Annotated in this window: 13 protein-coding genes; 12 read left to right on the top strand and 1 reads right to left on the bottom strand. The window is 50.2% G+C overall.

The window, feature by feature from the left end:
• Positions 1 to 9: 9 nt before the first annotated feature.
• The 10 genes from fabF to trmD all read left to right on the top strand — a co-directional run bounded on the left by fabF (position 10) and on the right by trmD (position 10,612).
• On the top strand, positions 10 to 1,251 hold the full coding sequence (gene fabF / locus ACO9K6_RS01840; RefSeq protein WP_424765820.1) for a beta-ketoacyl-ACP synthase II: 1,242 nt from the start codon (positions 10 to 12) through the stop codon (positions 1,249 to 1,251).
• Positions 1,241 to 1,939 carry a ribonuclease III gene (rnc, locus tag ACO9K6_RS01835; RefSeq protein WP_424765819.1) on the top strand — a complete coding sequence of 233 codons (699 nt, stop codon included), beginning with the start codon at positions 1,241 to 1,243 and terminating at the stop codon, positions 1,937 to 1,939. Before fabF ends, rnc begins: the two co-directional genes overlap by 11 nt.
• A 126-nt stretch (positions 1,940 to 2,065) precedes the next feature.
• Positions 2,066 to 5,641: a chromosome segregation protein SMC gene (gene smc, locus ACO9K6_RS01830; protein ID WP_424765818.1), complete on the top strand. Its 3,576-nt coding sequence runs from the start codon at positions 2,066 to 2,068 to the stop codon at positions 5,639 to 5,641.
• 43 nt (positions 5,642 to 5,684) lie between these two features.
• On the top strand, positions 5,685 to 6,692 hold the full coding sequence (ftsY, locus tag ACO9K6_RS01825) for a signal recognition particle-docking protein FtsY (RefSeq protein ID WP_424765817.1): 1,008 nt from the start codon (positions 5,685 to 5,687) through the stop codon (positions 6,690 to 6,692).
• Positions 6,693 to 6,858: 166 nt separating this feature from the next.
• Positions 6,859 to 7,221, top strand: a complete 363-nt coding sequence (gene ylxM, locus ACO9K6_RS01820) for a YlxM family DNA-binding protein (protein WP_424765816.1) — start codon at positions 6,859 to 6,861, stop codon at positions 7,219 to 7,221.
• A gap of 24 nt (positions 7,222 to 7,245) precedes the next feature.
• The gene (ffh, locus tag ACO9K6_RS01815) at positions 7,246 to 8,622 is read left to right on the top strand and encodes a signal recognition particle protein (RefSeq protein WP_424765815.1); all 1,377 of its coding nucleotides are present in this window, start codon (positions 7,246 to 7,248) and stop codon (positions 8,620 to 8,622) included.
• Between the two features lie 34 nt (positions 8,623 to 8,656).
• Complete coding sequence (gene rpsP, locus ACO9K6_RS01810; RefSeq protein WP_102712208.1) at positions 8,657 to 8,929, top strand: 30S ribosomal protein S16; 273 nt, start codon at positions 8,657 to 8,659, stop codon at positions 8,927 to 8,929.
• Positions 8,930 to 8,954: 25 nt separating this feature from the next.
• The gene (locus ACO9K6_RS01805; RefSeq protein ID WP_424765814.1) at positions 8,955 to 9,185 is read left to right on the top strand and encodes a KH domain-containing protein; all 231 of its coding nucleotides are present in this window, start codon (positions 8,955 to 8,957) and stop codon (positions 9,183 to 9,185) included.
• A gap of 131 nt (positions 9,186 to 9,316) precedes the next feature.
• Positions 9,317 to 9,847 (top strand): ribosome maturation factor RimM, encoded by a 531-nt coding sequence (gene rimM, locus ACO9K6_RS01800; RefSeq protein ID WP_424765813.1) that lies wholly within the window; start codon positions 9,317 to 9,319, stop codon positions 9,845 to 9,847.
• A 3-nt stretch (positions 9,848 to 9,850) separates the two neighbouring features.
• Positions 9,851 to 10,612 carry a tRNA (guanosine(37)-N1)-methyltransferase TrmD gene (trmD, locus tag ACO9K6_RS01795; RefSeq protein ID WP_424765812.1) on the top strand — a complete coding sequence of 254 codons (762 nt, stop codon included), beginning with the start codon at positions 9,851 to 9,853 and terminating at the stop codon, positions 10,610 to 10,612.
• Between the two features lie 81 nt (positions 10,613 to 10,693).
• Here the strand turns inward: trmD and ACO9K6_RS01790 are convergent, their stop codons facing one another.
• Complete coding sequence (locus ACO9K6_RS01790; RefSeq protein WP_424765811.1) at positions 10,694 to 12,109, bottom strand: CAP-associated domain-containing protein; 1,416 nt, start codon at positions 12,107 to 12,109, stop codon at positions 10,694 to 10,696.
• 201 nt (positions 12,110 to 12,310) lie between these two features.
• Between ACO9K6_RS01790 and rplS the strand changes: the two genes are divergently transcribed.
• Both rplS and lepB read left to right on the top strand, forming a co-directional pair.
• Positions 12,311 to 12,652, top strand: a complete 342-nt coding sequence (rplS, locus tag ACO9K6_RS01785; protein ID WP_424765810.1) for a 50S ribosomal protein L19 — start codon at positions 12,311 to 12,313, stop codon at positions 12,650 to 12,652.
• A 174-nt stretch (positions 12,653 to 12,826) separates the two neighbouring features.
• Positions 12,827 to 13,456, top strand: coding sequence for a signal peptidase I (gene lepB / locus ACO9K6_RS01780; protein ID WP_424765950.1), 630 nt, complete (start codon positions 12,827 to 12,829; stop codon positions 13,454 to 13,456).
• The last annotated feature ends 9 nt before the right edge of the window (positions 13,457 to 13,465 follow it).

Raw genomic sequence — 13,465 nt, 5'->3', positions numbered from 1 at the left:
GTGAATGGAATGAAACAAAGAGTAGTGGTTACAGGTATGGGGGTTATTACCTCGTTAGGCTCGGATTTGGAGCAGTTTTGGGGAAATTTGATGGATGGCAAGTCTGGTGTCTCTGTAGTTGAGGCATTCGATTTTTCTGAATATCCGACCCGGATTGCTGCAGAAATCAAAAACTTCAATCCTGAGGATTACGGTTTAGATAAAAAAGAAGCCCGCAGAATGGACCGTTTCGTTCAGTTTGCTGCTGTGGCAAGCCAGCTTGCGGTAAAGGATGCAGATTTGAAAATCGGCGAAAATGCCGATGCTGAGCGCGTTGGCGTAATGGTAGGATCTGGTATCGGAGGTCTTGGTACCTGGGAGGATCAGCATAACATCCTCTTAGAGAAAGGGCCGAAGCGAGTGAGTCCTTTCTTTATTCCAATGATGATCGCGAATATGGCGTCCGGCCAAGTATCGATGCTGACCGGTGCTAAGGGGCCGAACAGCACAGCGGTTACCGCATGTGCAACCGGAACACACTCCATCGGTGATTCGTTCAAATTGATTCAGCGCGGCGATGCCGACGTGATGATTGCTGGCGGAGCGGAAGCGACAATCAGACCTACAGGTATGGCGGGCTTTTGTTCCATGCGTGCGATGTCCGTTCGCAATGACGAGCCGGAAAAAGCAAGCCGTCCCTTCGACATCGATCGCGATGGCTTCGTTATGGGTGAGGGCGCTGGCGTTCTTGTGCTGGAATCGCTTGAGCATGCACAGGCGCGAGGTGCAAAGATTTACGCTGAGGTCATTGGCTATGGCATGAGCGGTGACGCTCACCATATGACAGAGCCTGATCCAGACGGAGCTGCTCGTTGTATGACGAAGGCGATCAAGGATGCAGGCATTGAGCCATCCGAAATCGATTATATTAATGCGCACGGTACGTCGACGCCGGTAGGCGATCGCTCAGAAACGAAGGCGATTAAGAAAGCGTTCGGCGACCATGCTTATAAAGTAGCGGTTAGCTCGACCAAATCGATGACAGGCCATCTGCTCGGAGCGGCTGGCGGCGTAGAAGCCGTTATTTTAGGCCTGACGCTTAAGAGCGGCGTGATTGCTCCAACGATCAATCTGGACAATCAAGATCCGGAATGCGATCTCGATTATGTGCCGAATAAGCCTCGTGAAGCTAACGTCCGTACAGCGCTGTCGAATTCCTTCGGATTCGGCGGTCATAATGCTACGATCGTGATGAAAGTATATGAAGCGTGATCCCTTCTATGAGCTGCAGCAGAAGCTGCAGCTCAGCTTTAAGCGGACGAAGCTGCTCAAACAGGCCTTTACTCATACCTCTTATGTGAATGAACACAAACGCGGGTCTGCACAAGATAATGAGCGATTGGAATTTCTGGGAGATGCGGTGCTGCAGCTGCTTGTGTCGGAGTATTTGTTCACGACATACCCGCAGCGCCCAGAGGGTGAGCTGACGCGGATGCGTGCGTCCATCGTATGCGAGCCGTCGCTGGCGCAATTCGCTGAACGACTGGAGCTCGGCGCTCATGTGCTGCTAGGTCGCGGCGAGGAGCAGCTCGGAGGCAGACAAAGACAGGCTTTGCTTGCGGATTTGTTCGAATCGTTTGTTGGAGCGATCTTCGTAGACGCTGGAATCGAGCGGACGAGAGCCTTTTTAAATGAGCATATGTTCCCATTCGTGGAATCGAATGATTACGGTTTGCTTGTGAAAGATTCGAAGTCTAAGCTGCAGGAGCGATCGCAGCACCACGGCCTAGGTCCGGTCGAATACCGCATCATCGAAGAGCGTGGTCCGGCACATGACAGAGAGTTCGTCGTTGAGGTTTATCTCGGGGATGAGCGCTTTGGTATTGGAAGCGGCAGAACGAAGAAGGAAGCGGAACAGCGTGCGGCAGCAGAGGCTTGGCGTACGTTTTCGAAGGAGTAATGGAAGAGAGTGTCCTGATGGTCTGACGACCTCAGGATGCTCTCTTTTTTGCTGAACAGGGGGAATGGAATGGTTATCAAGGCTTAACAGATGTGGTACAATGAGGGGTGAGGTGAAAACCAAGACATGTTTCTGAAACGGATCGAATTATTTGGTTTTAAGTCGTTCGCGGACAAAACAGAAATGGAATTTGTAACCGGTATAACGGCTGTGGTAGGCCCGAACGGAAGCGGTAAAAGCAATATCTCGGACGGCATACGCTGGGTGCTGGGCGAGCAAAGCGCGAAGAGCTTGCGCGGCGGCAAGATGGAGGATATTATTTTTGCTGGCAGTGACGCTCGGAAGGCGGTCAATTACAGCGAGGTATCGCTTACGCTCGATAACGGTGACGGCGCTCTGCCGCTCGAATATCACGAGGTAACCGTTACGCGTCGTGTTCATCGCAGCGGCGACAGCGAATATTTAATTAACAAGCAGCCATGCAGACTCAAAGATATTACCGAGCTATTTATGGATACAGGGATCGGCAAGGAGGCTTACTCCATCATTGGACAAGGCCGAATTGAAGAGATTTTGAGTACGCGCTCGGAGGACCGGCGCGGTATTTTTGAGGAAGCATCGGGCATTGTCAAATATAAGTCGCGTAAACGCGAGGCGCAGAAGAAGCTGGATGAAACGGAGCAGAATCTGCTTCGTATAAATGACCTCGTCACCGAGCTGGAGGATCAGGTCGGCCCGCTGCGGAAGCAGTCGGAGAAGGCGATACATTTCAAGTCGCTCAAAGAGCTGCTGAAGACCAAAGAGATTTCCATGTACGTACATAATATTGAACAGATTCATGGCTCTTGGACAGAGGCGAACGGCAAGCTTGAAAGGCTGCAGCAGGAGCAGCTACAGCTGTCGACCGTCGTCAGCAAGCATGACGCGCATTTGGAGAAGGATCGTCAGATGCTGCGGGATCTCGAGCTTGAGCTGGATCAGCTGCATGAAGCTATGCTGCAGATAAGCGAGGATTTCGAGAAATGTGAGGGCTATGGCGAGGTGCTGAAGGAGCGCAAGCGCAATCTTGAGCAAAACAAACGGCAGCTGGAGGAATCCATTACCGCTTCTGACGCGCGGATCGTATCGCTGACGCAGGAGGAAGCAGAGTTTCGCAGTAAAGCAGCGGCATTAGAGCTGCAGCTTGCCGACATTCGTGCGCAAATAGCCAATGAGGAAGCGAGGCTGGTAGGCGTTGCAGGCGGAGCAGGCGCCGATGCGGAGGAGACGCTCAAGGGCGAGCTGCTTGCGGTGCTAAGCGCGATGGCACAGCACCGCAATGAGATTCGCTATGCGGCTCAGCAGCAGGAAACGCTGCAGCGCCGGATGGAGAGAATCAGCGAAGATGAGTCGAAGTGGCAGGAACAGCAAATCCGTCTTAACGAACGCCGCACAGAGCTTTCACAGCTGCTGGAGGCTACTCTGGCACGGCTTGAGCAGGCTAGAAGCCGCTTGCTTACAGAATCAGAGCAGACGAAGACGATATCGCAAAGCCTCGAAGAGGTGACGCTCGCGATTCGGAAATGGGAACAGAAGCTCGACAGTCACGTTTCAAGACGCGACACGATGAAGGAAATGCAGGACGCGTTAGATGGCTTTATGCTGGGCGTTAAGGAAGTGCTTAAAGCTTCTCGCAAAGGTAATGGCGCCATAAGCGGCGTACATGGCGCGGTTGCAGAGCTGATGCGGGTGCCTGAACGTATTGAGACAGCTGTAGAGACAGCTTTAGGCGGAGCACTCCAACATATCGTCATGGAGGACGAGAAGTCGGCCCGTGCTGCAATCGGCTTTCTGAAGCAGCGGCAGCTTGGACGCGCCACTTTTCTGCCGCTCGATGTTATAAGGGGCAGACAGGTGCCGGAGCATGATAAGCGCACGGCTGAAGCAATTGATGGCTTTGTTGGCATTGCGGCGGAATTGGTTAGCTCGGAGAAACGTTATGAAGCGATCGTGAACAATTTGCTAGGGAACGTATTGCTTGCAGAGACACTGGAGCAGGCGAATCGTATCGCTTCAAAATGTCAATACCGGTATCGTGTCGTTACGCTGGAAGGAGATATCGTTAATGCTGGAGGCTCGATGACGGGCGGCAGCTTGCAGAAGAAGGGTGCAAGTCTGCTAGGTCGTCAGCGTCAGATCGATGCGCTTGATCAGGAAATTTCGGATGCCCGCCAAATGGTGGAGCAGCTGCGGGACAAGCTTAGCGATCTCCGCAAGGAGCACTCGATTCGTACCCACAATATAGAGGAGCTGCGCGCCCAAGGCGAGCAGAGCCGAATTGAAGAACAGCAGATCCGCGCGGAGCTTCAGCAGCTTAATAATGAAGCCAAGCATCTGGAGGAGCAGAGGCAGCTTTATACCGCGGACAGAAGCACGCATATATCAGAGCAAAAGGATATACAAGCAGCGGCCGCAGCGGCTGAGCTCCGGTTAGAGCAGCTCGCAGAGGATGAAGCGAGGCTGCAGGAAGCGATTCGTCTGGCAGAAGAACGGCGTAAGGCGAGTGAATCCCAGAAGGAAGCATTGCAGGGCCAATTGACGGATATCAAGATACTGGCAGCGAAGACAGACCAGGAGAAGCTTTCGTTCGAGGATCAGTCTACGCGTGTGCGCGCGGACATTCAACGGGCTAAGCAGGAGCTGTCCGGCTTGCGCACCTTGTATGTGCAGCAGGAGGAGGAGCTTGCGCGGCATACCGAGGAATCCGTGCAGCAGATTGAGCAGCTCAATCATCTGCGCTTGAAAAAGCAGGAGTGTGCAGAGCAAACGGATTTGAAGCGTGCGGCTCGCGCACAGCGTATTGTCGAGCTTGATCAAGGCGAAAGCGAAACAAAGGAGCAGCGTGCGCAATTAAGACAGGTTGAAGAGCAAATGCGGCAAACGGAAATTGCCTCAAACCGCTTGGATGTGGAGCTCGATAACTTGCTTCGCAAGCTGAGCGAGGAATACGAGCTTAGCTATGAGCTGGCGAAGGAGCAGTATCCCATTCCTCAGGATGTTGTCAGCACACAGAACGAGGTTCGCGATCTTAAACGTCAAATTACGGCGCTGGGCGAAGTTAATTTAGGCGCAATTGATGAGTACGAGCGTGTGAAGGAGCGTTTTGAATTTTTAACAGAGCAAAAGGATGACTTGATTGAAGCAAAATCGACGCTTTACCAGGTTATTCGGGAAATGGACGATGAAATGTCCAAACGGTTCAAAACGACCTTCGAGGCGATACGCGGTCATTTCGTTGTTGTGTTCGCGAAGCTCTTTGGCGGAGGTCGAGCGGATCTTATATTGGCCGAGCCTGAGCATGTGCTGGAGACGGGAATAGACATTGTCGCGCAGCCGCCGGGCAAGAAGCTGCAAAATCTGCAGCTGCTCTCGGGCGGAGAGCGGGCATTGACCGCAATCGCGCTGCTATTTGCGATTTTGCAGGTGAAGCCGGTGCCATTCTGCGTCCTCGATGAGGTTGAAGCGGCGCTTGACGAAGCGAACGTATCACGTTTTGCCCAATATTTGCGAGAGTTTTCAGGGCTTACGCAGTTTATTGTTGTCACACACCGCAAAGGGACGATGGAAGAAGCGGATGTGCTCTATGGCGTTACGATGGAGGAAGGCGGCGTATCGAAGCTGGTATCCGTTCGTCTAGAGGAAGAAGAACCGGTATCTGCATAAATAAAGAAGATGCCGGTAATGCGAGGATGGAGGAAAAGAAACGATGAGCTTTTTTAAGAAGCTGAAGGAAAGCATTGCGTCGAAGACCGAAGCGGTAACGAATATTTTCAAGGAAGGCTTAACGAAGACGCGAACGGCCTTTGTGGAGAAGGTCGAGGAGCTGTTTACTCGACGCAAGAAAATCGACGAAGATTTTTATGAAGAGCTGGAAGAAATACTGATCGGCGCCGATGTGGGCGTGGGCACGGTGATGCAGCTAATCGAGGAACTGCGCGTCGAGGTGAAAAAACGCAAAATCGAGGATGCCAATGAATTGCAGCCGATACTCTCAGAGAAGCTTATTCAAATGATGAAGGGTGACGATGAAGCGGGGATTCGTATGGCGGCAAGCGGCATCACTGTCATTTTGTTCGTCGGTGTTAATGGCGTGGGCAAGACGACTACGATTGGCAAGCTGGCGCATAAGTTCAAAAGCGAAGGCAAAAGCGTGCTTCTGGCAGCAGGCGATACCTTTCGAGCGGGTGCGATCGAGCAGCTTGAGGTATGGGGACAGCGGGTTGGCGTTGATGTGATAAAGCAGCAGTCGGGCTCAGATCCTGCGGCTGTTATGTACGATGCTGTCCATGCAGCCAAGCAGCGCGGTGTGGATGTGCTGCTGTGCGATACAGCAGGAAGGCTTCAAAATAAATCGAACCTGATGGAGGAGCTTAACAAAATATTCCGCGTCATCCAGCGCGAGCTTCCGGACGCACCGCATGAGGTGCTGCTGGTGCTTGATGCGACGACCGGCCAGAACGCGCTTAGCCAGGCGAAGCTGTTCGGTGAGAAAAGCGGCGTGACAGGACTTGTTCTGACGAAGCTCGACGGCACGGCTAAAGGTGGTATCGTTATTGCGATCCGCAATGAGCTGAGCCTGCCGGTGAAGTTCGTTGGACTTGGCGAGAAGATGGGCGACCTGCAGCAGTTCGATTCGGAGCAATTCATACATGCGTTGTTCGCAGGATTGATTCATGAAACAGACGAAGAGGATGCGGGAAAACAATCGGATTAAGCGGTGATCGTATGCAAGTTGACAAGGGTCAGGTCGGCTCGTTAAGGTGACAAGGCAAAAAGCTTGACAGCTGCCTATGATGTCATGTATGATAAAAGACGTTGTCAGCTGTAAAGGCTTTTTCCTTGACGGCTGCGAATGGTATACGAGCAGGAGGGCTTAGGGGATGAAAGCAAATGAACCAGACGCCTTATCCAAGACAACCCGCATCAATTTATTATTCGACTTTTACGAGCCGCTCCTGACAGAGAAGCAGCGGACGTTCCTTAAATATTATTTTCACGATGATTTCTCACTTGGTGAAATTTCTGCAGAGTTCGGCATCAGCCGGCAAGCGATATATGAGCATATCAAGCGCGCAGAGCAAGTGCTCGAAAGCTACGAGAGTAAGCTGTGTTTGCTCGCAAGGCATGAAGCGCTCGTGCACATGACCGAACAGCTTGCCAGCAGCATCAATCAGTTATCGATTGCCGAGCAGGACAGGCAGGCGCTGATGAGCATGATTTTACAATTAAGCAAGACGGAATAACGAAAAGAATGGAGGTGACGGTACATGGCAGCGTTTGAGAGCTTATCGAGTCGGCTACAAAATGTGTTCAGCAAGCTTCGAGGCAAAGGCAAAGTATCCGAAGAGGATGTTAACGAAGCAATGCGCGAGGTGCGGCTTGCACTGCTTGAAGCAGACGTTAACTTCAAGGTCGTCAAAGACTTTATCGCAAAGGTGAAGGAACGGGCAATTGGCTTAGATGTGTCAAAGAGCTTTACGCCCGGCATGGTCGTCATCGATATCGTAAATAAAGAGCTTACCGAGCTTATGGGTGGAACCCAGAGCAAGCTGGCCAAGGCCAATAAGCCTCCAACCGTTATTATGATGGCAGGCTTGCAAGGTGCCGGTAAGACAACGACGTCTGGCAAGCTGGCTAAGCTTCTACAGAAGGGCAATCACAAGCCGCTGCTTATCGCTTGCGATATCTATCGTCCAGCTGCAATTAAGCAGCTTCAAGTTCTAGGCGAGCAAATTAATGCTCCGGTATTCGCCTTGGGAGATCAGACCTCTCCGGTTGAAATCGCGCGCGCCGGTCTGCAGCATGCGAAGGAGAACGGCAACGATTACGTCATTATCGATACGGCAGGCCGCCTGCACATTGATGAAGAACTGATGGAAGAGCTAAAGCAAATTCATCAGATCACGAAGCCGGACGAGGTGCTGCTCGTCGTCGATGCCATGACAGGTCAAGATGCAGTTAACGTAGCTAAGAGCTTCCATGAGCAGCTTGAACTAACTGGTGTTGTGCTCACGAAGCTTGACGGCGATACGCGAGGCGGTGCTGCGCTCTCCGTTAAAGCGGTCACGGGCTGCCCAATCAAATTCGCGGCAATGGGCGAGAAGATCGACTCCTTGGAGCCGTTCCATCCCGAGCGGATGGCGTCCAGAATTCTCGGCATGGGCGATATGCTCTCTCTCATTGAGAAGGCGCAGTCGAACATTGATGCAGACAAAGCGAAGGAAATGGAACGTAAAATGCGCACGGCGGAATTTACATTCGACGATTTCCTTGAGCAAATGGAGCAGGTACGAAACCTTGGTCCGCTCGATCAAATCATGGATATGCTGCCCGGCATGAACAAGATGAAGGGTATGAAGGATATGAAGGTCGACGAGAAGCAGATCGGCCGCGTCGAAGCGATTGTTCGCTCCATGACGAAGGAAGAGAAGCAGAAGCCGGAGCTTCTTAACCACAGCCGGCGGAAGCGGGTTGCGGCAGGAAGCGGTACAACGGTGGTCGAAGTGAACCGCTTGATCAAGCAGTTTGACGATATGAAGAAGATGATGAAGCAATTTTCATCGATGATGGGACCGAAAGGACCGAAGGGCGGCAAGAAGGGCCTAAAGGGAATGCTCGGCAAAAATATGAAGTTCCCGTTTTAATCTGCTGTTTATTACTTGAAGGAGGTGAATTTCCATGGCAGTACGTATTCGTTTGAAAAGAATCGGCGCTCATAAGGCTCCTTTCTACCGCGTAGTCGTATCGGATTCCCGTTCGCCGCGTGACGGACGTTTTATCGAAGAGATCGGTACTTATAACCCGGTTGCACAACCGGCTCAAGTTAAGATCGACGAAGAAAAAGCGTTGAAATGGCTACAAACAGGAGCACAAGCTTCTGATACCGTTCGCGACTTGCTTTCCAAAGCTGGTGTTATGAAAAAGTTCCATGAGCTTAAGCAACAGAAATAACTGTTGAATAGCGGAGGGCCTTGAGATGAAGGACTTGATTCTTGTCATAGCGAAGGCATTGGTTGATCATCCGGATCAGGTGCAGATCAATGTGAAGGATGATGACCGTGGCACGATATACGAGCTTTCGGTTCACCCTGAGGATATCGGTAAAATTATCGGTAAACAAGGGCGCATAGCGAAAGCGATGAGAACGGTAGTAACTTCTGCTTCCAGCAAATCGCAAAAGCGTGTCATTGTGGACATCAAGTCATGATGCAGGCGCTAATGAAGGGTTAGGATAATCGTCCTAACCTTTTTCTGTTGAAACGGCTTTGTTCCGGAATGTGGAATGAAGCCGTTTTTGTATGTATAATATGCTTATACACATATGAAGGGCTGGTAGTCATGAGCGAAAAATGGTTTACGGTTGGGAAGGTTGTCAATACGCATGGTATTAAGGGAGAGCTTAAGGTACTGTCACAAACGGATTTCGGCGATGTGCGCTTCGCGTCTGGCAGCAAGCTGCTTATGCTGAATGAGGATAGCGGAGCTTCAATGGAAGTGAGGATCGTCAGCTCCCGTGAGCACAAGAACGTATACATAATAAAGCTGGAAGGCTTCAATGACATTAATCAGGTAGAGAAATATAAAGGCTGGGTGCTTAAAGTATCTGAGGCAGAGCAAGAGGAGCTTGTCGAAGGCGAATATTATTATCATGAGATCATCGGCTGCCGTGTCGTCACCGAGGAAGGCGATGATCTTGGTGTCATCTCTGAAATATTGAGCCCAGGAGCGAATGACGTATGGGTTGTGGATCGCCCTAAGGGTGCCGGCAAGCAGCAGCAGCTTCTGCTGCCAGTGATTGATGATGTATTAATCAGTGTCGACAAACAGGAGAAGGTTGTGACGGTGCGCTTGATGGAAGGATTGATTTAACCGATGAAAATTGATGTGCTGACGCTATTTCCAGAAATGTTCGACGGTGTGTTTAATGCGAGTATTCTTGGAAAAGCGAAAGAGAAGGGTATTGTCTCGCTTGATGCGATCAACTTCCGGGCTTACTCGAACAATAAGCATAATACGGTTGATGATTATCCTTACGGCGGCGGAGGCGGCATGGTGCTAAAGCCGGAGCCCGTATTTGCGGCAATAGAAGACTTGAATATTGAAGAGGATGTCCGTCCTAGAGTGATCTTGATGTGCCCGCAGGGCGCTCAATTTACGCAGCAAAAGGCGGAGGAGCTTGCGAAGGAGCAGCACCTTGTGCTGATCTGCGGTCACTATGAGGGCTATGACGAGCGTATTAGGGAGCATCTGGTGACGGACGAGCTGTCGATTGGTGATTATGTGCTGACGGGGGGCGAGGTGCCTGCGATGGCCGTCATCGACAGTGTAGTTAGACTGCTGCCTGGCGTATTAGGCAACGAGACATCAGCAGTCACTGATTCCTACAGCACAGGTCTTCTTGAGCATCCCCACTATACGCGGCCTGCGGAATTCCGCGGCTGGCAGGTGCCAGATGTGCTTATCTCCGGTCATCATGCCAATATTGAGGTATGGCGGCGTGAGCAATCGCTGCTGCGTACGCTGCAGCGCCGGCCAGATCTTCTTGAGCAAGCGGAGTTAACAGATAAGGAACGAAAGTGGCTGGCTGCTCAAGAGAGAACGGCTCGTTCAAATGCTTCAAGCCCAAAAGTTTGACTATGGCCAGTAGCAGAAAAAAATGGTGATGCAGCGATGTATCACCATTTTTCTAATTTTGAGTCCAGTTATTCGTTAAGACTACAAGGGCGTATAAAAATTTTGGGTATAATAAGTATGATAGCTCCCGCCAAACGCAACGCCGGTTCCCAGTCGCTCGAGATCTTTATCAATAAGCGCTTCCCGGTGTCCTGTTTTGGAGTTCATCCAGCCGTAATGCGCGTATATGCTATTCGGATAACCTGCTGCGAGGTTTTCTGCTGCCGCACGGTATTTAACCCCTTCCTGCTTCATTCGGTCGAAGGGGGATAACCCGTCAGGATTTTCATGAGCAAAGTAATCTCGGGACTTCATATCCTTGCTGTGGCTGAGGGCTGCAGCTGCAGCGAGCTTGTCCCATTGCAATACAGCAATACCTCGGACTGCGCGTTCAGCATTAGCCAGATCGAATACTTGCTGCTCGAACGCTGCCTGAAGCTTTGTGTTATAGGCTTGATCGATTGTTTTGGAAGCTGCTTGATTCATATGAATAATGCCGATAATTTTGTTGCTGTCATGGGAATCGATAAATAGTGTGGTTCGTTCACTGCCAAGTGAATAGACATAGTAATCATCTGCAGTTGCATTTTTCGCACTCACGCTGATTAGCTTCTTGGCAGACCCTATCGATTGTCCTATCTTGATTCCGTTTGCCATTCTCCAGCGGCTGCTTGCGTTGGAGAAGAGCGCCGTCACACGATTGTTCTTTACGCCGAACATCATGTAATTGGAATAGCTGCTGTTATAGACATACCAGGAAAAGCTGTACTCGCTGGGATCAATTCTGGAAGGCTTTCCAAACGTCTGAATCAGCTTTTGTAAGGAATCATTTAATGCGATGCCGCCAAGAGCTGTGTCTGCTTCTATTATTATGTTGGTCGATAATGACGCGGAATGAAGCTTTAGATTATAAAAGAAGGTAAGTGCTTCTGCGCGCGTCAGCTTGCCGTCCGGAATAAATCCTCTGACGGTGGCGGAGGTGCGGCCTTGGGAGATCTTCTCATCCAGCAGCCACTGAATGGCGCTCATCTCCGTATAAGCTTTGCCATTGACTGCTGCAGCTATTATGCTTGCGGCTTGTCCGCGGCGAAATGTGCCGTTATTTTGATTGCCGTTCAACGGCCAGCCTAAGCTGCTGGCGTATTCGTAATAGGGCTTTGTCCATTCGCCGCTTGCTGACGCTGAGATGGGAACAATTCCATAAGCTCGTAAAAGCATAGCGAGAAATTCGGCTTCATTGACGGGTTTGTTCGGTTGGAAGGAGCCGTCGTTATAGCCCTGCGCTAAGTTTTGCTCAACAGCCCATGAAATATAACTGTCGGCCCAATGTCCGGAAGTGTCGTTGAAGCTCACAGGCCCGGCTAACGTTTGGATAGGCGCTAGTGCGATTGTAAGCATCAGGGCAGCGGAAATGGTTATCTTTTTTAAAGATAATACTAACTTCTTGTTGTTTCGCAAGGATGTCACCTCTTTCAGTCATTAATTGTCATAATCAGTATACATGAAACATGTATTTAAAAAACGTGTTGAATTGTTAGCCGTTTTGTGGTAACATTTCTAATGTTGTTCGTTAACTCGGACGGTCCGCTATTAGCGATGAGCCTATTCAGTGGAATAAGGTGAGCTATAAGAACGTCTATGGTGGAAGGAGTGAATCAAATGAATCTTTTACAAACTATTGCGCAAGAAAATCTTCGTCAAGATCTGCCGAACTTTCGTCCTGGTGACACTTTGAAAGTTCACGTAAAGGTTGTCGAGGGAACTCGTGAGCGTATCCAATTGTTCGAGGGCGTTGTTATTAAACGTCGCGGCGGTGGAATCAGCGAAACTTTTACAGTTCGTAAAATTTCCTACGGTGTTGGTGTGGAAAGAACTTATCCTCTTAACTCGCCAAAAATCGAAAAAATCGAAGTGGCTCGTCGTGGTAAAGTGCGTCGTGCGAAGCTGTACTACCTTCGTGGACTTCGCGGTAAAGCTGCTAGAATTAAAGAAATTCGTTAAGATCAAACGACAAGAGGGGCTTGCGCAAACAAGCTCCTTTTCGTTTTTTTCTAAATCGTATTTTCACATTTCAGCATAGGGAAGAAGGCGAGCATACTGGACAGTCAAGAGCGTAATGACGGGCCAAATAGCGGGAATGAGAATGAATTAAAGGAAACGCGAAGCCAAGCGGAAATTCAGCAATCGACACCAGATCGCAACGCGACTTATGCAGCCCGTTCCGGCAAGCAAGGCGGAGCGTATAAGGAAATCGTGGAGTGGATTAAAGCGCTAGTTATTGCGGTCGTTCTTGTTTTTCTGATTCGTCAGTTTTTATTTTCACCGTTTATTGTAGACGGACCGTCAATGGAGCCGAATTTTGAGACGGGCGAACGGCTGATTGTAAATAAAATTTTGTACGCGATCCGTGAGCCGGAGTTTGGCGAGGTAGTCGTATTCGATGTGCCGGAGCAGGGCAGAAAGTTTATTAAGCGTGTTATTGGGGTTTCGGGGGACACGATTCGACTTGAAGGCGATGACCTGTACATTAATGAGCAGAAAATAGAAGAGCCTTATATTAAAGAAGCAATCGAAGCCGCTCATGCGGAAGGCAAATTATATAATAGCGGCCCTAACTTCCCTAATGCCAACGTACAAGAAGCAACGGTTCCTGAGGGTATGATTTTGGCGCTTGGCGACAACCGAGGGAATAGCTCCGACAGTAGAGATATCGGGTTTGTAACGGATGATGAAATTGTTGGACGAGCTGATATTATTTTTTGGCCGCTTAACAAGCTAGAGTTTATCAAGCATTGGAATAAATGAGGTGAGTAA

Origin of the sequence: Paenibacillus praedii (genome assembly GCF_049725345.1) — a bacterium.
Classification (GTDB): Bacteria; Bacillota; Bacilli; order Paenibacillales; family Paenibacillaceae; genus Pristimantibacillus.
This window is presented reverse-complemented; position numbering and strand designations above follow the sequence as displayed.

What these genes read in the sequence shown, in the direction of transcription:
- rplS (WP_424765810.1), top strand. Translation starts at nt 12,311, where the DNA reads ATGAATCTTTTACAAACTATTGCGCAAGAAAATCTTCGTCAAGATCTG.
- rimM (WP_424765813.1), top strand. Translation starts at nt 9,317, where the DNA reads ATGAGCGAAAAATGGTTTACGGTTGGGAAGGTTGTCAATACGCATGGT.
- ylxM (WP_424765816.1), top strand. Translation starts at nt 6,859, where the DNA reads ATGAAAGCAAATGAACCAGACGCCTTATCCAAGACAACCCGCATCAAT.
- rpsP (WP_102712208.1), top strand. Translation starts at nt 8,657, where the DNA reads ATGGCAGTACGTATTCGTTTGAAAAGAATCGGCGCTCATAAGGCTCCT.
- smc (WP_424765818.1), top strand. Translation starts at nt 2,066, where the DNA reads ATGTTTCTGAAACGGATCGAATTATTTGGTTTTAAGTCGTTCGCGGAC.
- ffh (WP_424765815.1), top strand. Translation starts at nt 7,246, where the DNA reads ATGGCAGCGTTTGAGAGCTTATCGAGTCGGCTACAAAATGTGTTCAGC.
- trmD (WP_424765812.1), top strand. Translation starts at nt 9,851, where the DNA reads ATGAAAATTGATGTGCTGACGCTATTTCCAGAAATGTTCGACGGTGTG.
- fabF (WP_424765820.1), top strand. Translation starts at nt 10, where the DNA reads ATGAAACAAAGAGTAGTGGTTACAGGTATGGGGGTTATTACCTCGTTA.
- ACO9K6_RS01805 (WP_424765814.1), top strand. Translation starts at nt 8,955, where the DNA reads ATGAAGGACTTGATTCTTGTCATAGCGAAGGCATTGGTTGATCATCCG.
- ftsY (WP_424765817.1), top strand. Translation starts at nt 5,685, where the DNA reads ATGAGCTTTTTTAAGAAGCTGAAGGAAAGCATTGCGTCGAAGACCGAA.
- rnc (WP_424765819.1), top strand. Translation starts at nt 1,241, where the DNA reads ATGAAGCGTGATCCCTTCTATGAGCTGCAGCAGAAGCTGCAGCTCAGC.